The organism is Streptomyces sp. YKOK-I1 (assembly GCF_054660435.1).
On sequence record NZ_BAAGDR010000001.1, the window covers coordinates 1,789,018 to 1,804,969 of the forward strand.

Annotated in this window: 17 protein-coding genes; 3 read left to right on the forward strand and 14 right to left on the reverse strand. The window is 71.2% G+C overall.

All coding sequences use genetic code 11. From position 1 onward, the window contains the following. Positions 1–115 precede the first annotated feature (115 nt). Genes dmpG through ACYQ8Q_RS07375 form a run of 3 tightly spaced genes read right to left on the reverse strand, consistent with a single transcriptional unit; the run spans position 116 to position 2,909 of the window. The gene (dmpG, locus tag ACYQ8Q_RS07365; RefSeq protein WP_460062922.1) at positions 116–1,129 is read right to left on the reverse strand and encodes a 4-hydroxy-2-oxovalerate aldolase; all 1,014 of its coding nucleotides are present in this window, start codon (positions 1,127–1,129) and stop codon (positions 116–118) included. Continuing rightward, positions 1,126–2,079 (reverse strand): acetaldehyde dehydrogenase (acetylating), encoded by a 954-nt coding sequence (locus ACYQ8Q_RS07370; RefSeq protein WP_460062923.1) that lies wholly within the window; start codon positions 2,077–2,079, stop codon positions 1,126–1,128. The genes dmpG and ACYQ8Q_RS07370 overlap by 4 nt, the downstream gene beginning before the upstream one ends. Beyond that, complete coding sequence (locus ACYQ8Q_RS07375) at positions 2,076–2,909, reverse strand: 2-keto-4-pentenoate hydratase (protein ID WP_460062924.1); 834 nt, start codon at positions 2,907–2,909, stop codon at positions 2,076–2,078. Before ACYQ8Q_RS07375 ends, ACYQ8Q_RS07370 begins: the two co-directional genes overlap by 4 nt. Positions 2,910–3,271: 362 nt before the next feature. Here ACYQ8Q_RS07375 and ACYQ8Q_RS07380 point away from each other — a divergent pair, with 362 nt between their 5' ends. Beyond that, complete coding sequence (locus tag ACYQ8Q_RS07380) at positions 3,272–4,870, forward strand: FAD-binding protein (protein ID WP_460062925.1); 1,599 nt, start codon at positions 3,272–3,274, stop codon at positions 4,868–4,870. Between the two features lie 55 nt (positions 4,871–4,925). On the opposite strand, the gene ACYQ8Q_RS07385 is transcribed toward ACYQ8Q_RS07380, so the two are convergent. Continuing rightward, entirely contained in the window at positions 4,926–5,537 is a 612-nt protein-coding gene (locus tag ACYQ8Q_RS07385) for a TetR family transcriptional regulator (protein ID WP_460062926.1), read from the reverse strand. Next, positions 5,538–6,398 (reverse strand): alpha/beta fold hydrolase, encoded by an 861-nt coding sequence (locus ACYQ8Q_RS07390; RefSeq protein WP_460062927.1) that lies wholly within the window; start codon positions 6,396–6,398, stop codon positions 5,538–5,540. A 166-nt stretch (positions 6,399–6,564) separates the two neighbouring features. On the opposite strand from ACYQ8Q_RS07390, the gene ACYQ8Q_RS07395 reads away from it, so the two are divergent. Further along, entirely contained in the window at positions 6,565–7,437 is an 873-nt protein-coding gene (locus tag ACYQ8Q_RS07395; RefSeq protein ID WP_460062928.1) for a VOC family protein, read from the forward strand. Between the two features lie 55 nt (positions 7,438–7,492). Here the strand turns inward: ACYQ8Q_RS07395 and ACYQ8Q_RS07400 are convergent, their stop codons facing one another. The 5 genes from ACYQ8Q_RS07400 to ACYQ8Q_RS07420 are packed head-to-tail and all read right to left on the reverse strand — an operon-like array spanning position 7,493 to position 10,700. Next, entirely contained in the window at positions 7,493–7,681 is a 189-nt protein-coding gene (locus tag ACYQ8Q_RS07400; RefSeq protein WP_460062929.1) for a ferredoxin, read from the reverse strand. After that, positions 7,665–8,507: an NAD(P)-dependent oxidoreductase gene (locus ACYQ8Q_RS07405; RefSeq protein ID WP_460062930.1), complete on the reverse strand. Its 843-nt coding sequence runs from the start codon at positions 8,505–8,507 to the stop codon at positions 7,665–7,667. The genes ACYQ8Q_RS07400 and ACYQ8Q_RS07405 overlap by 17 nt, the downstream gene beginning before the upstream one ends. A 15-nt stretch (positions 8,508–8,522) precedes the next feature. Further along, positions 8,523–9,335 (reverse strand): mycofactocin-coupled SDR family oxidoreductase, encoded by an 813-nt coding sequence (locus ACYQ8Q_RS07410; protein ID WP_460062932.1) that lies wholly within the window; start codon positions 9,333–9,335, stop codon positions 8,523–8,525. 1 nt (position 9,336) lies between these two features. Continuing rightward, on the reverse strand, positions 9,337–9,558 hold the full coding sequence (locus ACYQ8Q_RS07415; protein WP_460062934.1) for a hypothetical protein: 222 nt from the start codon (positions 9,556–9,558) through the stop codon (positions 9,337–9,339). Further along, entirely contained in the window at positions 9,555–10,700 is a 1,146-nt protein-coding gene (locus tag ACYQ8Q_RS07420) for an amidohydrolase family protein (RefSeq protein WP_460062936.1), read from the reverse strand. The genes ACYQ8Q_RS07415 and ACYQ8Q_RS07420 overlap by 4 nt, the downstream gene beginning before the upstream one ends. Positions 10,701–10,877: 177 nt before the next feature. Between ACYQ8Q_RS07420 and ACYQ8Q_RS07425 the strand changes: the two genes are divergently transcribed. Then, positions 10,878–11,741 carry a mycofactocin-coupled SDR family oxidoreductase gene (locus ACYQ8Q_RS07425; RefSeq protein ID WP_460062937.1) on the forward strand — a complete coding sequence of 288 codons (864 nt, stop codon included), beginning with the start codon at positions 10,878–10,880 and terminating at the stop codon, positions 11,739–11,741. 7 nt (positions 11,742–11,748) lie between these two features. Here ACYQ8Q_RS07425 and ACYQ8Q_RS07430 read toward each other — a convergent pair whose 3' ends face one another. From ACYQ8Q_RS07430 to ACYQ8Q_RS07445, 4 genes are read right to left on the reverse strand one after another with little or no spacing between them, the layout of a single operon-like run. Continuing rightward, a complete protein-coding gene (locus ACYQ8Q_RS07430) occupies positions 11,749–12,732 on the reverse strand; it encodes an NADPH:quinone oxidoreductase family protein (protein WP_460062939.1) in 984 nt (327 codons plus the stop codon). Then, a complete protein-coding gene (locus ACYQ8Q_RS07435; RefSeq protein WP_460062940.1) occupies positions 12,729–13,907 on the reverse strand; it encodes an acyl-CoA dehydrogenase family protein in 1,179 nt (392 codons plus the stop codon). The genes ACYQ8Q_RS07430 and ACYQ8Q_RS07435 overlap by 4 nt, the downstream gene beginning before the upstream one ends. Next, a complete protein-coding gene (locus tag ACYQ8Q_RS07440) occupies positions 13,904–14,671 on the reverse strand; it encodes an SDR family NAD(P)-dependent oxidoreductase (RefSeq protein ID WP_460062941.1) in 768 nt (255 codons plus the stop codon). Before ACYQ8Q_RS07440 ends, ACYQ8Q_RS07435 begins: the two co-directional genes overlap by 4 nt. Before the next feature lie 10 nt (positions 14,672–14,681). Beyond that, positions 14,682–15,830 (reverse strand): acyl-CoA dehydrogenase family protein, encoded by a 1,149-nt coding sequence (locus ACYQ8Q_RS07445; protein WP_460062942.1) that lies wholly within the window; start codon positions 15,828–15,830, stop codon positions 14,682–14,684. Positions 15,831–15,952: the final 122 nt, after the last annotated feature.

A 15,952-nucleotide genomic window follows, 5' to 3' on the forward strand; every position in this document is an offset into this window, starting at 1 on the left:
AAAAGAAAGAGCCGTGCACCGGTTTATTGGGGCATACGGTCCATTCTTTTGGAACACAAAAGAGCGCACCGCTCCCCGGGAGATCCTTTCCGGAGAGCGGTACGTTGTGGCGGCGTCAGCCGCGGGTGAGATCCAGGGCGATGTCCACGATCATGTCCTCCTGCCCGCCGACCAGGCCACGTCTGCCGACCTCCTGCAGGATGGTGCGGGCGTCGAGGCCGTACTGCTCCGCCGCGGTCTCCGCATGGCGCAGGAAACTGGAGTAGGCGCCGGCGTAGCCGAGAGTGAGGGTCTCCCGGTCCACACGCACGGGCCGGTCCTGGAGCGGGCGGACCAGGTCCTCGGCGGCGTCCTGGAGCGCGAACAGGTCGCAGTCGTGCTTCCACCCGTACAGGTTGGCCACGGCGACGAACGGTTCGATCGGGCAGTTCCCGGCACCCGCGCCCTGCCCCGCGAGCGAGGCGTCCACCCGGGTCACGCCCTCCTCCACCGCCACCACCGAGTTGGCGACCGCGAGGGAGAGGTTCTCGTGTGCGTGGATGCCGATCTGGGTTTCCGGTTCGAGCACGTCCCGGTAGGCCCGGATGCGGTCGCGGACCCCGTCCATGGTCAGGCGGCCACCCGAGTCGGTGACGTAGACGCAGTGGGCGCCGTAGCTCTCCATCAGCCTGGCCTGCCGGGCGAGGGCCTCCGGGGGCGCCATGTGGGCCATCATCAGGAACCCGGAGACGTCCATGCCGAGTTCGCGGGCGATCGAGATGTGCTGGGCTGCGACATCGGCCTCGGTGCAGTGGGTGGCGATGCGCACCGAGCGGACACCGAGGGCGTAGGCCCGCTTGAGCTCCTCGACGGTGCCGATGCCCGGCAGGAGCAGGGAGGTCAGGACCGCGCGGTCGATGGCGTCCGCGGCCGCCTCGATCCACTCCCAGTCGGTGTTGCTGCCCGGCCCGTAGTTGAGGCTGCCGCCGGCCAGTCCGTCGCCGTGCGCGACCTCGATCGCGTCCACGCCGGCCTGGTCGAGCGCTGCGGAGATCCTGGACACGAACGCGGGGGTGATCCGGTGCCGGACGGCGTGCATGCCGTCCCGGAGGGTGACGTCCTGCACATAGAGCCTGGGAGTGGCGGTCACGTGGTCACCTCGGGGGAGATCCGCTGGGCGATGCGCTCGGCGACCCGCAGGGCGGCCGAGGTCATGATGTCGAGGTTGCCGGCGTAGGCGGGCAGGTAGTGCGCGGCGCCCTCCACTTCGAGGAAGACGGACACCTTGGTGGTCGCCGCGCAGGTGCCGCCGTCCGGCAGCAGGGTGTGGACCGGGTCGCCGGCGGGCACCGGGGTGAACTGGACGCGCTGCTTGAGCCGGTAGCCGGGCACGTACTCGGCGACCGCGGCCACCATCTCCTCCACGGAGGCCCGGATCGCGTCGTGGTCCGCGTCACCGATCAGGCAGTACACCGTGTCCCGCATGATCAGCGGCGGTTCGGCCGGGTTGAGGACGATGATCGCCTTGCCGCGCCGGGCGCCCCCCACCCTCTCGATGGCGCCGGAGGTGGTCTCCGTGAACTCGTCGATGTTGGCGCGGGTGCCCGGTCCCGCGGACTTCGAGGCGATCGAGGCGACGATCTCGGCGTAGGGCACCGGGGTGATCCGGCTGACCGCGTGGACGATCGGGATGGTCGCCTGGCCGCCGCAGGTGACCAGGTTGAGGTTGTCGGCGCCGCCCGCGAGGTGCTCGTCCAGGTTGACCGGGGGCACCACATACGGCCCGATGGCCGCGGGGGTGAGGTCGATCAGGCGCTTGCCGTGAGGGGCGAGCCGCCTGGCGTTCTCGACGTGGGCCTTCGCCGACGTGGCGTCGAAGACGACGGCGATGTCGTCGAAGCCGTCCATGCGGATCAGCCCCTCCACTCCCTCGTGGGTGGTGGGAACCTTCAGCCGGGCGGCGCGCGCCAGACCGTCGGAGTCCGGGTCGATGCCCACCATGGCGGCCATCTCCAGGGTGTCGGACAGGCGCAGAACCTTGATCATCAGGTCGGTGCCGATGTTGCCGGAGCCGATAACGGCCACTTTTGTCTTCTTCATCCTTCTTGTTCCTCGGGTGAGAAGGTCGCGGTCACCGATCCGAGGCCCGACATCTCGGCCCGAACGGTGATGCCTGGCGGGGTGGGGACGAGCGGACCCAGGGCGCCGGAGAGCACGACCTGCCCGGCGCGCAACGGATCGCCGAACTCCCGGGCCGTGCGCGCCAGCCACAGCAGCGCGGACAGCGGATCACCCAGGCAGGCGGCGCCGTCGCCCTCGGAGGCGAGCTCGCCGTCGGCGTACAGCCGCATGGTCACGTCGCGGGGGGTGAACTCCCCCAGCCCGACACGCTCCGGACCGAGTACGAACAGGCCGCTGGAGGCGTTGTCGGCGACCGTGTCCGTGATCGCGATGTCCCAGTCCGTGACCCGGCTGTCCACGATCTCCAGTGCGGCCACCGCATGTCCGACCGCCGACCGTACCCGTGCCAGATCGAGCGTCTCCTCGTCGAGGTCCTCGGCGAGCACGAACGCGATCTCCGCCTCCACCCTGGGCTGCAACAGGCGCCCGCTGGGCACGGCCGGCAGTCCGGTCACGTCCATGTCGTCCAACAGGACGCCGAAGTCGGGCCGGTCGACGCCCACTTGGCGCTGCACCGACTCGGACGTCAGCCCGATCTTGCGGCCGACGACGCGTGCTCCGGCGGCGATCCGCTCACCGATGACGCGTCGCTGGACGGCGTAGGCGAGGCTGACGTCCCGTGGCCCGAGCAGATCCCGTACGGGTGCGCAGGGCTGGTGGTCATGGGCGGCGCGGGTGAGCCGTGCCGTGGCCTCGGCCACGGCGGTCTCACGGTCCGCGACGACTGTCGGTTCCCAAACGTCCGTCATGCGCATCCTCTGCTCGTGCGTGTCCCCAAGCCTGAGCGGGTGCGAGGTACGGCGGCGTCGAGCGTTCCGCTCACCGGGACCGGAGCCGACCCGGGGCGGTCTCGCTGAGCGAGATGAACGGACGGCGCGGCGGGCGCCGCTCGTTACCTTCGTCGGGCGAACTGCTGAACGGCCGGTGGCGAGACGCCGTGGCCGGCGGGACCCGGGACGTCCCGACCGGCCAGTCACCGTGGCCGATGTGTGCCGCGCCGGAGCCGTGTCGGGCGAGCTCCGCGATGTCCGCCTCTGCCCGATGTCCCCCACCTGTGGCCGCGTCCCTCACACCCCCCACCCCATACGTCGGCACTCATGAGGAGGTTCGGATGGGCATCAACGAGGATGTCTACGACGTGATCGTCGTAGGGTCCGGCGGAGGTCTGGTCGGGGCGTACGTGGCGGCCTCGCGCGGCCTGCGCACGCTCGTCGTCGAGAAGACCGACCGGGTCGGCGGCACCGTGGCGTACTCCGGCGCGGGCCTGTGGTTCCCGGGCTCGGCCCCGCTGAGCCGGGCCGGTCTCGGGGACGACGTCGAGGACGCACGCGCGTATCTGCGCAGTGCCGTCGACGACCCGTCCCGGGAAGGGCTCCAGGACGCCTATCTGGCGGCCGGAATCCGGCTGATCGACGAGTTGGAGCAGAACCCCTGGTTCCAGTCCTTCGTCCACGGGCCGGTACCGGACTACTACCCGTCGTGCCCGGGCGCCTCGCCCACCGGGCACACCGTCTTTCCGCCCCCGCTGGAGGTCTCGGACCTCAAGGAGCGCCGGGCGCTGCTGCGGGACTCCCTTCCCACCGAACGGTTCGGCTTCGACGAGGGCCCGGTGCTGGTCGGCGGCCGTGCCCTCGTCGGCCGGGCGCTGTCGGCGTTCCTGGAGACGGGCAACGGCGAACTGCGGCTGAACACCGCGCTGGAGAGCCTGCTCGTCGAGGACGGCCGGGTCGTCGGCGTCGAGGTCGTCAGCGACGGCGAGCGGGTCCGGATCCGGGCCGCGCGGGGCGTGCTCCTCGCGGCCGGGGGCTTCGAACGCGACCGGGAGCTCCGGGAGGAGCACCAGGCCCCGCTGACCGGGGAGTGGTCCGAGGGAGCCCCGGCCAACACCGGTGACGCGCTGCGGGCGGGCATCGCGGTGGGCGCGGACACCGACCTGCTCGAGGAGGCCTGGTTCGTGCCGGGACTCGTCCACCCGGACGGGCTGCCGGTCTTCCACACCGGCACCCGGGGCGGGATCTGGGTCAACGGCGCGGGCGAACGCTTCGTCAACGAGACCCGGCCCTACGACCAGGCCGCGCACGAGATCGTGCGCCTGCACGCCACCACCGGCGTCAGCCACGTCCCGGCCCACTGGATCTTCGATCAGCGGCACCTGGACCGGGACGGCATCGGCTTCCCGCCGGCCACCCCGGGGCCCGAGGAGTGGCTGAAGTCCGGCGCGCTGCGCAAGGCCGACACCCTGGAGGAACTGGCGCGGCTGATCGACGTCCCGTTCGAGGCACTGAGGCGGACCGTGGAGGAGTTCAACGGGTACGCGCGAAGCGGCGTGGACGAGCGGTTCCACCGCGGTGAGACCCCGTGGGACCAGATGTTCCACCACTTCGTCCCGTTCCCGGCGGACCCCCGGCAGAACTTCCCGGCACAGCCGGAGACCGAGTACCCGAACCCGCTGCTCGCACCCATCGAGACCGGGCCGTTCTACGTGGCGACCATCGTCCCGTCCGACATCGGCACCAAGGGCGGGCTGCGCATCGACCCCCGGGCGCGTGTGCTGCGGGCGGACGGCCGGCCGATCGAGGGACTGTACGCGACCGGGAACACCGCGGCCGCCATGTCGGGCCGGGTGTATCCGGGTGCGGGCACCCCGATCGGGTCGAGCCTCGCGTTCGGGTACCTGGCGGTGCTGGACATGGCGGAGGCGAAGGACTGACCTGACGCGACGGTGCCCGGGACGGCGGTGGGTGTCCCGGGCACCGTGCCGTGCGCTACGACGCGGCGATCAGCCGCGCGGCCAGCCGCAGGTCCGCCTCGCCCTGCTCGGCCGGGATCTCCTCCGTCAGCACGGCCACGAACAGCCCCCACCAGCCGTAGACGAGCAGGCGCACCCTGCTGCGCTCGGTCTCCGCGTCCGCACGGCCCCCGAGCAGCCGCAGGAGCCTTTGTCCCAGGGCTGTCTCGACGATGTCGATCTCGGTCGGGACGGTGCTCGCGTACTCCGTGAACGACGACAGCGCGACGGCCGAGGCGAGCAGCGGACTGCCCAGCAGTTTCCCGCTCAGCGCGACGAGCGTCTCCGCCACCTCGGTCGCGGGGTCCGCCGTACCACCGTCGCGGCCGCCGAGGAACTGCTCGATGTGCCATTCCAGGACCGCGAGGAACAGGTAGGGCTTGGACGGGAAGTAGCGGTACAGGGTGGCGATCGCGACGTCGGCCTCCTTGGCCACGTCGAGCATCTGCACGTTCACCAGCCCTTCCCGCGCGCCGAGTTCGGATGCGGCACGCAGGATGCGGACCCGGCGGGCGGCCTGCCGGCTCGATGCCGGGGCGGCGGGGCGCCGGGGTTTCGCGGGCCCTGCCGCGGCGTGGCCCCTCGGCACTCAGCCGGTCTCAGGGCGGGTGAGGAAGGCCAGCACCGTGCTCTCCCAGGCCTCCTTCTGCTCGATCATCGCCCAGTGTCCGCAGTCGGGCAGCACATGCAGCTCGGCCCGGGGGATCGTCCGCAGGGGCAGCAGCGCGTTGTCCAGCGGGGTGACCCGGTCGTCCCGGCCCCAGGTGAGCAGCGTGGGCGCCGTGACCTTGTGGAGCGCGGCCCAGACGGGCTGGTCGGACTGGGACTGGGCGGCCTGGATCGCGGCCATCGCCTGTCGGCCGTAGATCCTGCGGGACGCCTGAAGCGTCTCCGGGTCGGTGGCGCTCGTCCAGCGGTCCTCGATCAGTTCCTCGGTGAGCAGGGCCGGGTCGTGGACCATCGAGCGCAGCCACTGGACGAGGTTGTCCCGGGTGGGGTTCTCGGCGAACTCCACGAGCAGGTTGAGGCCTTCGCTGGGCGCCGGGGAGAGGATGTTGCGGCCGACGCCGCCGATGGTCACGATCCGGCGGAACAGGTTCTGGTGGGCGACGGCGAGCCCGACGGCGACGAACCCGCCCATGGAGTTGCCGATGACGTCGACGCGGTCGAGGCCGAGGCCGTCGAGCAGGCGCAGGACGGCCTTGGGCGCCGCCGCCATCGGGCTCTCGGCGGTGGGGTCGCTCACCCCGAAGCCGGGGAACTCCAGGGCGAGGCAGCGGAAGTGCTTCGCGAACACGGGCAGGTTGCTCCGGTAGTTGCGCCAGCCGGTGACTCCCGGTCCCGATCCGTGCAGCAGGAGCAGTGGCGGTCCGTCGCCGGCCTCGTGGTAGCGCAGGGTGCCGTCGGGGGTGTCCAGTTCGCGCAGGGTGTCGTCGTGGCTGAGTGTCATGACGGTCACCGTGGCACCCGCGCGGGGGCCGTCGCCGCGCGTCTCCCGATCAGTGGGACGGTCCCGGCGGAGCGGGTGCGCGCCTGTCTACCGTCACGGACGTACCGATTGCCCGGGAGACCCGACGGTTCGCCCGGGACCTGACCAATTGTGAGGGGAGGGCCTGATGGGTGTTCGCTCACTCGGGTACCTGCGTCTGGAGTCCAACGACCTCGACAAGTGGAAGGCTTTCGGAGCCGACTTCCTCGGCCTGATGCCCGTCGGGGGCGACGACTCCGAGTCGTTGTCCTTCAGGATGGACGACTACCCGGCCCGGATCGTGGTCGCTCCGGGCGCCCAGCCCGCGATGACGGCGCTGGGCTTCGAGGTCCTCGACGAGCGGGAGCTGGCGCGGCTGGTCGCGGACGTCGAGAAGGCCGGCATCAAGGTGACCGCCGGCACCGAGGCCGAGGCCGCGGAGCGGAAGGTCACGGGCTTCGTCAAGTTCAACGACCCGGGCGGCAACCCGGTCGAGCTGTTCCACGGCACCGTCCTGGACCATGTGCCCGTGCACACCCCGCTGGTGTCCGGGTTCGTCACCGGCGACATGGGATTCGGGCACGCCATCATCTCCGCCGAGGACGCGCGGGCCACGTTCGACTTCTACGTCGACGTCCTCGGCTTCATCGAGCGGAACACCATGCGCTCGCCCGGCGGCACGACCTGGTTCATGGGCTGCAACCCCCGCCACCACACCCTCGGCGTCACGCCCATGCCGGGCCCCGGGCGGCTGCTGCACTTCATGGTCGAGGCGGCGACCCTGGACGACGTCGGCCGCGCCCTGGACCGGGCCGGCAGGTACGAGGTGCCGATGATGCACTCGCTCGGCAAGCACACCAACGACCACATGGTGTCGTTCTACGTGTGGTCGCCGGAGAACTACGCCGTGGAGTTCGGCTGGAACGGCCTGAAGGTGCCCGAGCCCGTCCCCGTCTACGAGATCACGGACGGCGCGTTCTGGGGCCACCACTTCACGCCGCCGCCGCAGCCGGCCGGCTGAACGAGTCCGACATGGCCGAGCCCCACGGCCCGATGCCGTGGGGCTCGGCCATGTGTCACTCGACGGTGATCGCCCGTTCAGGACAGGCCAGTTCCCCGTCGCGGGCCGCTCCTTCGAGGTCGTGCGGCACCTCTCCTTCGAAGGGCAGCGCGTAGCCGTCGTCGTCCAGCCGGAAGAGGTGCGGTGCCGCGGCCGCGCACCGTGCGTGGCCGGAGCAGGATGCCGTGTCAATGGTGATCTTCATGGAGAGGCTCCGTTTCCGAGGGTGACGGGCAATCGAGCCGTATCGGCCCGCCGCGGGCGACGGCCGGCAGCATCGACAGGTCGGCTCCGGCCTCCGCGGCGATGTCCTCGCAGGCCTGCACGTCCTTGCGCAGATACGGCGTGACCGTCGCCGTGAAGGAGTCGGCCCCGCCCCGGGCGGTGATGTACCGGCCGGCGGTCGAACCACCGCTGCTGACGGCGAGGACGTCCAGCAGGGCGCTCTCCTCGATGCCGAGCGCCCTGCCGGCTTCCACTGCGCCCAGGGTGAGCTGGGAGATCGCGGCGAACAGCAGGTTGTTGAGGAGCTTGACGCGCAGGGCGGATCCGCGCCCGCCCGTGGTGATCACGGGTGCGGCGTACGCGCCGACGACCCGGCGGGCCACGGCGACGTGCTCGGGTTCGCCTCCCAGGTAGACCACCAGCCGGCCGGCGCGCACCGCGTCGGCCGTTCCGCTGAAGGCCGCGTCCACGACGGCCGCCACGCCGCCGGGCGCGTGCGCGGCCAGGCGGTCGAGCGTGCCCGGTCTGCCGGTCGTGTGGGAGACGAGCACCGTGCCTGCGTCCATGGCCGCGACGACCCCGGGCAGTACGTCGAGCATCTGCGCGTCGTCGTAGAGGCAGCTGACGACCACGTCCGAGTCGGCCACCTCGACCGGATCCGCCACCAGGTGCGCGGCCGGGAGGCGCTCGCGCACCTGGGCCCGCCGTGCGTACAGGCGGACCGGGTGACCGGCCGCGAGCAGCCGCTCGACCATGGGAGCGCCGATCTGCCCGGCACCGATGAACCCGACCGTCGGCATCCTCATCCGGCCTCCTTGAGCCTACGGCTTGTTGGTCGATCCGGCGTCCACGGTGAACTGGAGTCCCGTGACGTACCGCGCCTCGTCGGAGGCGAGGAACAGAACCGCGTTCGACACGTCCCGCGGCTCGACGCAGGGGGCGAGCGGGTTCATCGCGGCGAGCGCGAACAGCGGCTCCCGCTCCGCCAGTTCCTCCACGGGCACGCCGACGGTGATGCCGGTGCCGCTCACTCCGGTCGGGTGGACGGTGTTGACCCGGATGCGGTGCGGGGCGAGTTCGTTGGACAGGGCCTTCATCAGCCCGACCACGCCGTGCTTGGCGGCCACGTAGTGGGCGTACGGCACATGCCCGCGGATGCCGGCGGCCGAGCTGGTGATGACGATCGAACCGCCCTCGCCCGCCTCGATCATCCAGGGGATCGCGGCCCGCGCCGTGTTCCAGGCGCCCTTGAGGTTGACGTCGACGACGACGTCCCATACCTCCTCGGACAGTTCCCAGGCGGCACCGGAGCTCATGACACCGGCGTTCGCCACGACCACGTCGAGGCGCCCGAACTCCGCTCGCGCCGCGTCCACCGCGGCCCGCATCTCGGCGACCGACCGCACGTCGGCCTGGACGGCGACACACCCCCGGCCCGTCGCCCGGACCAGTTCCGCTGTCTCCTGCAGCTGTTCCCCGGTCGCGAGCGAGTACGGCAGCTCGTCGCTGATGTCATGGCAGACGTCGGTGACGACCACGTCCGCGCCCTCCTCGGCCAGTCTCACCGCATGGGAGCGCCCCTGCCCGCGCGCCGCCCCCGTGATGAGCGCGACCTTGCCCTCCACACGCCCCATCTCAGTCCTTTCCCGAGTGATCGATCAGGTCCTCGGCGGCCTCACGGAGGGCGCGCAACCGGGACCGGAGGAGTTCACGCTCGGCCGCGTCGGCCTCACCGAGTCCGGCCAGGCGTACGTCCGTCTCGGCGATCTCCGTGAGAAGCCGGCCGTGGGCCTCCTCGCGGGTGAGCAGGTCCAGGTCGGTCCAGTCGGAGCGCTCGGACTCCGGGCGCCGGCTCATGCGGGGAGGTTGTAGAGGCGGCGGGTGTTCAGCTCGACGATCCGGTGGACCTCGTCGTCCGGCACGTCGGCCAGTACCTCCGCCGCGTAGGCGCGGGACTTGGGCCAGTAGGAGTCGGAGTGCGGGTAGTCGCACTCCCAGGTGATCTTGTCGATGCCGACGTGGTGGCGGACCTCGACGCCGAACCGGTCGTCGATGAAGCAGCCGTGGAAGTGCCTGTGGAACAGCTCCGAGGGCCGCACGCTCTGGTTGACGTTCTGGTAGAAGCGGTGCCGCTCCCAGGTGCCGTCGGCGCGTTCCAGCAGATACGGGATCCAGCCGATGCCGCCCTCGGACAGGCCGATCTTCAGCCCCGGGTGCTTGTGGAGCACCGGGGAGAAGAGCAGGTCGGCGGTGGCGAACATGGCGTTGCAGCCGAACAGGGTGATCGTCACGGCGAAGGGGGCTTCCTCTGCCGTTCTCGGCGGCTTGCCCGAGGTACCGAAGTGCAGGCACAGGGGCATGTCGGTTTCCTCGGCCGCCGAGAACATGGGGTCCCAGTAGTCGGTGTGGAAGGACGGCAGGCCACGCGGGGCCGGGTTCTCCGGGAAGGAGATCGCCTTGGCGCCCTTGGCGGCGGTCCGATGGATCTCGGCGACACAGGCGTCGACGTCCCACAGCGGCATGATGACCAGCGGGATGAGCCGGCCCGGCGCGGTGGCGCACCACTCGTCGAGGACGAAGTCGTTCCACGCCCGCACGCACAGCAGCGACAGTTCACGGTCCTTGCCGTCCAGGAAGACATGGCCGGAGAACCCGGGGAACGACGGGAAGCACAGCGCGCCCCAGACCCCGTCCAGGTCCATGTCGCGGATGCGGGCCTCGGGGTCGTAGCAGCCCGGGATCATCTCGTCGTAGCGCGTCGGTTCGAGGCCGAACTCCTCGGGCGACTTTCCCGCGACGGCGTTCAGGCCAATGTAGGGATGGACCCGGTCCTCGTAGACCCACACCTCGGCGGGCGCCCGTCCCTCGCCCCGGGGCCGTTCCACGATCCGCGGACCCGCCTCCCGGTACCTGGCGGGCAGACGGTCCGACCAGAGCCGGGGCGGCTCGATCAGATGGTCGTCGGTCGACAGCAACTTCATCCACGGCTGCAACGGCATCCTGGCGCTCCCTCGGTCTCGTGAACTCTCTACCAGCTGGCACATTGTGTGCACTGAACAGATCCCACTCAGCGGAAACCCTCATCAACAGTGCTTGTATTGCCGCGATCATTAGGAACCCGCCAGCTCCTGGCGTCAATATTCAGGCTACTCTTTTATCCGAGGGAAGGAGACCCCATGGGTCGAGTGCAGGACAAGGTCGTCTTCATCACCGGGGCCGCGCGCGGCCAGGGCCGGGCCCACGCGGTACGGCTCGCCGCGGAAGGGGCCGACATCATCGCCGTGGACCTGTGCGAGGACATCGCCACCAACGGCTACCCCCTGGCCACCGAGGCCGATCTCGACGAGACCGTCCGGGAGGTCGAGAAGTCCGGGCGGCGCATCGTCGCCCGCAAGGCCGACGTGCGTGATCCGGCCGCGCTCAAGGCCGCTGTCGCCGAGGGGGTCGCCGAGCTGGGGCGGCTCGACGCCGTCGTCGCCCAGGCCGGGATCTGCCCGCTGGGACCCGGGCAGACCGCGCAGGCCTTCCTCGACGCGATCACCGTCGACTTCAACGGCGTGGTGCACGCCGTCGACGCGGCCCTGCCCCACCTCCCCGACGGCGCCTCCATCGTGGCGACGGGATCGATCGCGGGGCTGATCCCGGCGACCGTCGACAACCCGGCCAACGGGCCCGGCGGGCTCGGCTATTCGTTCGCCAAACGTCAGGTGGCGTCCTTCGTGCACGACCTGGCGACCGTGCTGGCCCCACGGCAGATCAGGGTCAACGCCCTGCACCCCACGAACGTCAACACCGCCATGCTCAACAGCGACCTGATGTACCGGTCGTTCCGGCCCGACCTCAAGAACCCGACCCGCGAGGACGCGCTGCCCTCCTTCCCCGCGACCACCGGGTTCGGCGTCCCCTACGTCGAGCCGGAGAACATCGCCGACACGGTGCTGTTCCTGGTGTCGGACGAGTCCCGGTTCGTCACCGGCATGCAGATGCGGGTGGACGCCGGCGGCTACGTCAAGCGGCGTCCGCAACTGCCCACGTTCTGAACGGAGTTCACGCTCCGGCGGTCATGTCGATGACCACCTTGCCGGTGGTGCGCCGCTCCGCCACGTCGGTCAGGGCGGCCGCCACCCCGGCGAGGGGGTGGACACGGGAGACGAGCGGACGCATCCCGTCCCGGACCAACCCGGCGAGCGCCCGGTCACCCGCGGCCACCGCGTCCGGCGCGTACTGGCGGAGCATGCGGATCTCGAAGCCCCGTACGACCACGTCCTTGAGCAACACCAGGTTCAGCGGGATCCGGGGGATCTTCCCGTCGGCGTAGCCGACCGTGACGAACCGGCCGCCCCGCCGCAGGGCGCGCAGGGCCGCCTCCGCGTGGTCGCCGCCCACCGGGTCGACGACGAGGTGGACGCCGTCGCCGCCGGCCGCCGCACGGATCCGCGTCTTCAGGTCCTCGCGGACGTAGTCGACGCCTGCCGTCGCGCCGAGCTTGCGGGCGACGGCGAGCCGTTCCTCGCTCGACGCCGCCGCGACCACACGCAGCCCGAGCCGGGTCGCGATGTCCACGGCCGCCGAGCCGACCCCGCCCGCGGCACCGAGCACCGCCACCCACTCCCCCGCCGTGCCCTGCCCCACGGTGACCAGGGCGTGGTAGGCGGTCGCGTACGTGACGTGGAAGGCGGCCGCGTGGACCATGTCGAGCCCCTCGGGCACGGAACGCAGCCCCGCCACCGGCACCACGACCTGCTCGGCGAACGCGCCCGTCAGCACCGCCCCGGCCACGGGCGTGCCCACCGGCGGGCCGCACACCCCCGGGCCGAGCGCGGTCACGACGCCGGCGAACTCGCTGCCCGGTGTGAACGGCAGGGGCGCGGGCACCTGGTAGCGGTTCGCCACGAGCAGCACGTCCGGGAAGTTGACCGCAGCGGCGTACACCTGGACCAGGACCTCCCCCGGGCCGGGTTCGAGGTCGTCCAGCCGGACGACCTCCAGGCCGGCCGGTGGCCCGTACCGCGTACAGCGTGCGGCTCTCAAGGTGTCCTCCCGGTGGTCGGCATCGCCGGGTCCCGGGGCAGACCCAGGACCTGTTCGGCGATGGTGTTGCGCTGGATCTCGGCCGTGCCGGCCCCGATCGTGGAGGCCCGGGTGCGCAGGAAGCCCCACACCCAGCGGCCGCGCTGCACGGCGTGCGGATCGCGCCGGCCGAGGATGCCGTACGGTCCGAGCAACTCCAGCGCGAACTCGTGCAGTTCCTGCTCGAAGGTGACGATGAAGAGGCGCGAGGTCGAGGAGGCCGGGCCCGGCTCGCCCTTGGCCAGGATGTCGGCGATGGTCCGCATCCCGGTCAGGCGCATGATCGTCACCCGGATCTCGAAGTCCGCGAGCCGGTCGCGCACCAGCGGGTCGGCGGTCGCCCCGCGTTCGTGTGCCAGCTCGATCAGCTCGTCGAGGACGCGCCGGTACAGGGCCGCCTGGTTCATCGCCCCGGCGGCCCGCTCGTGGCCGAGGCTCGTGCGGACCAGCGGCCAGCCGCCGTTCTCCGGGCCGATCCGGTTCGCGACCGGCACGCGGACGTCGTCGAAGAAGATCTCGCAGAAGTGCGCGTCCCCGGTGAGGTCCCGCAGCGGGCGCACGGTCACGCCCGGGGCGTGGGCGTCGATCAGGAGGTAACTGATGCCGTCCTGGCGGGAGTCGGGGGGCCCGGTGCGGACGAGGGTGAAGAGGATGTCGGCGATGTCGGCCGCGCTGTTCCACACCTTCTGCCCGTTGACGACGTACTCCTCGCCCGCACGGCGTGCCGTCGTGCGCAGCGCGGGGAGGTCCGAGCCCGCCTCCGGTTCGGAGTAGCCCTGCGCCCAGACCCGGTCGCCGCGCAGCATGGGGCGCAGGAAGCGCTCCTTCTGCTCGGTCGTTCCGTACCTGATGAGGGTGGGCGCGGCGATGCCGGGTCCGGTGCCCAGCGGGCCGGGGACCCGGGCTCGCGCGTACTCCTCCTGGTAGACGACCTGGCGGGCGAAGGACAGCGCCATGCCGCCGTACTCGCGCGGCCAGCTCGGGCCGGCGTATCCGCCGTCGTACAGCGTGGCCAGCCACTTCTTCTGCCAGGCGAGGCGCTCGGCGGGGTCCTTGGGGCGACGGCCGGGGTGCCGCTCCGCCAGGAAGGCCCGCAGACGTGTGCGGAACTGCTCGTCGGTCTCCGCGTCCGTCATCGCGGTGCCATGCGGATGGCGCCGTCGAGACGGACGGTCTGGCCGTTGAGATAGGGGTTCTCCAGCATCTCCACGGCGAGGCGGCCGAAGTCGTCGGGTTCGCCGAGGCGCTTGGGGTGCGGCACGGTCGCGGCGAGGCCCTCACGGATGTCGGCGCGCAGCCGGCCGAGCATGGGGGTGTCCATGATGCCGGGGGCGATCGTGTTCACCCGGATCTGCCAGCTGGCCAGGTCCCGGGCGGCGACCAGGGTCATGCCGTGCACGCCCGCCTTGGCGGCGGTGTAGGAGGTCTGGCCGATCTGTCCGTCGAAGGCGGCGACCGAGGCGGTCAGGACGATGGCACCGCGGTCGCCGTCGACGACCTCGTTGCCGGAGAGGCGGGCGGCGGCCAGGCGCAGCACGTTGTAGGTGCCGACCAGGTTGACGCGTATCACCTCGGCGAAGGTGTCGAGTTCGCCGGGGCTGCGGTCGCGGTCGATGATGCGGGTGCGGTCGCCGCCGCGCCCGGCGCAGTGCACGACGAAGCGCAGCGGGCCGACTTGCCCGGCGGCGTCGAGAGCGGCCGTGACCGAGGCCTCGTCGGTGACGTCGGCGCGGACGAAGCGGGCCGCGTCGCCGAGGTCGGCGACCGCCTTGACGCCCTGCTCCTCGGAGACGTCGGCCAGGACGACCCGGCCGCCGCGGTCGACGATGCGGCGCGCGGTGGCGAGGCCCAGTCCGGAGGCGCCTCCCGTGACCAGTGCCGATGAACCGTCGATGTTCACTTCGGTCTCCTCACAGGCCCAGGGACTTGCCGATGATGGTCTTCAGGACCTCGCTGGTCCCGCCGTAGATGCGGGTCACCCGCGCGTCGGCGTACAGCCGGGCGATCGGGGACTCCGTGATGTAGCCGTAGCCGCCGTGCAGTTGCAGACAGCGGTCGACCACGCGGCCTTGCGTCTCGGTGCAGAACAGCTTGGTCTTCGCGGCGTCCGCCGGGCTCAGTCCGCCGTCGGCGAGCGCGATGACCGCCGTGTCCAGCAGGGTCTGGGCGGCCTCCAGTTCGGTGGCCATGGAAGCGAGTTCGAACTTCGTGTTCTGGAAGCCCGACAGGGGCTTGCCGAATATCCGGCGGTCACGGACGTGGGCGACGGTCAGGTCGATCGCCGCCCTGCTCTGGGCGACCGCGCCGACCGCGATGGCGAGCCGTTCCTGGGCCAGGTTGCGGCCGAGGTGCGTGAAGGCCGCACCCTCCTCGCCCAGGAGGTTGGCGGCCGGGACCCGCACGCCGTCGAAGGCGAGCTCCACCGTGTCCTGGACGGTGAGGCCGATCTTGTCCAGCGTGCGTCCCACGGTGAAGCCGGGCAGGTCCTTCTCCACCACGAGCAGGGACAGGCCGGCCCGCCGGTCGTCGGGGTCGGTTGCGGTGCGGGCCACGACGATCACCAGGTCGGCGTGGTGGCCGCCGGTGATGAAGGTCTTGGCACCGTCGAGGACGAAGTGGCCGCCGTCGCGCCGTGCCCGGGTGGTGACACCGGCCAGGTCGGAACCCGTACCCGGCTCGCTCATGGCGATCGCGGTGTACAGCTCACCCGAGGCCAGCCCCGGGAACCAGCGGGAGCGCTGCTCGGCGTTCGCCAGCCCGATGAAGTAGGGGACGACCACGTCCAGATGGGTCCGCAGACCCCCCAGGGTGACGCCCGCGCGGGCGCACTCCTCCTGGATGACGACGTTGAAACGGTAGTCGTCCTGGCCGCCCCCGCCGTACTCCTCGGGGACCGCCGTCCCAAGGATCCCGAGCTTGCCCATCGAGGTGAACAGTTCGCGGGGTACGAGTGCGGCGCGCCGCCAGTCCTCGTACACCGGGAGCACCTCGCGGGCGATGAAGTCACGGACCAGCAGACGGAAATCGTCATGGTCCTGTTCGAACAGGGTCCGGCGCATCGGATCTCCTTCGACTCGACGCTATTCAGTATACGTAATTACCACCTCCAAGACAGTAGTCACCACAGCAGAACGCCCCATAGTGCGGGAGCACCCATGGGGCGTCTGGAATGAGTGTCAGT

What these genes read in the sequence shown, in the direction of transcription:
- ACYQ8Q_RS07370 (WP_460062923.1), bottom strand. Translation starts at nt 2,079, where the DNA reads ATGAAGAAGACAAAAGTGGCCGTTATCGGCTCCGGCAACATCGGCACC.
- ACYQ8Q_RS07375 (WP_460062924.1), bottom strand. Translation starts at nt 2,909, where the DNA reads ATGACGGACGTTTGGGAACCGACAGTCGTCGCGGACCGTGAGACCGCC.
- ACYQ8Q_RS07380 (WP_460062925.1), top strand. Translation starts at nt 3,272, where the DNA reads ATGGGCATCAACGAGGATGTCTACGACGTGATCGTCGTAGGGTCCGGC.
- ACYQ8Q_RS07390 (WP_460062927.1), bottom strand. Translation starts at nt 6,398, where the DNA reads ATGACACTCAGCCACGACGACACCCTGCGCGAACTGGACACCCCCGAC.
- ACYQ8Q_RS07395 (WP_460062928.1), top strand. Translation starts at nt 6,565, where the DNA reads ATGGGTGTTCGCTCACTCGGGTACCTGCGTCTGGAGTCCAACGACCTC.
- ACYQ8Q_RS07400 (WP_460062929.1), bottom strand. Translation starts at nt 7,681, where the DNA reads ATGAAGATCACCATTGACACGGCATCCTGCTCCGGCCACGCACGGTGC.
- ACYQ8Q_RS07405 (WP_460062930.1), bottom strand. Translation starts at nt 8,507, where the DNA reads ATGAGGATGCCGACGGTCGGGTTCATCGGTGCCGGGCAGATCGGCGCT.
- ACYQ8Q_RS07410 (WP_460062932.1), bottom strand. Translation starts at nt 9,335, where the DNA reads ATGGGGCGTGTGGAGGGCAAGGTCGCGCTCATCACGGGGGCGGCGCGC.
- ACYQ8Q_RS07415 (WP_460062934.1), bottom strand. Translation starts at nt 9,558, where the DNA reads ATGAGCCGGCGCCCGGAGTCCGAGCGCTCCGACTGGACCGACCTGGAC.
- ACYQ8Q_RS07420 (WP_460062936.1), bottom strand. Translation starts at nt 10,700, where the DNA reads ATGCCGTTGCAGCCGTGGATGAAGTTGCTGTCGACCGACGACCATCTG.
- ACYQ8Q_RS07425 (WP_460062937.1), top strand. Translation starts at nt 10,878, where the DNA reads ATGGGTCGAGTGCAGGACAAGGTCGTCTTCATCACCGGGGCCGCGCGC.
- ACYQ8Q_RS07435 (WP_460062940.1), bottom strand. Translation starts at nt 13,907, where the DNA reads ATGACGGACGCGGAGACCGACGAGCAGTTCCGCACACGTCTGCGGGCC.
- ACYQ8Q_RS07445 (WP_460062942.1), bottom strand. Translation starts at nt 15,830, where the DNA reads ATGCGCCGGACCCTGTTCGAACAGGACCATGACGATTTCCGTCTGCTG.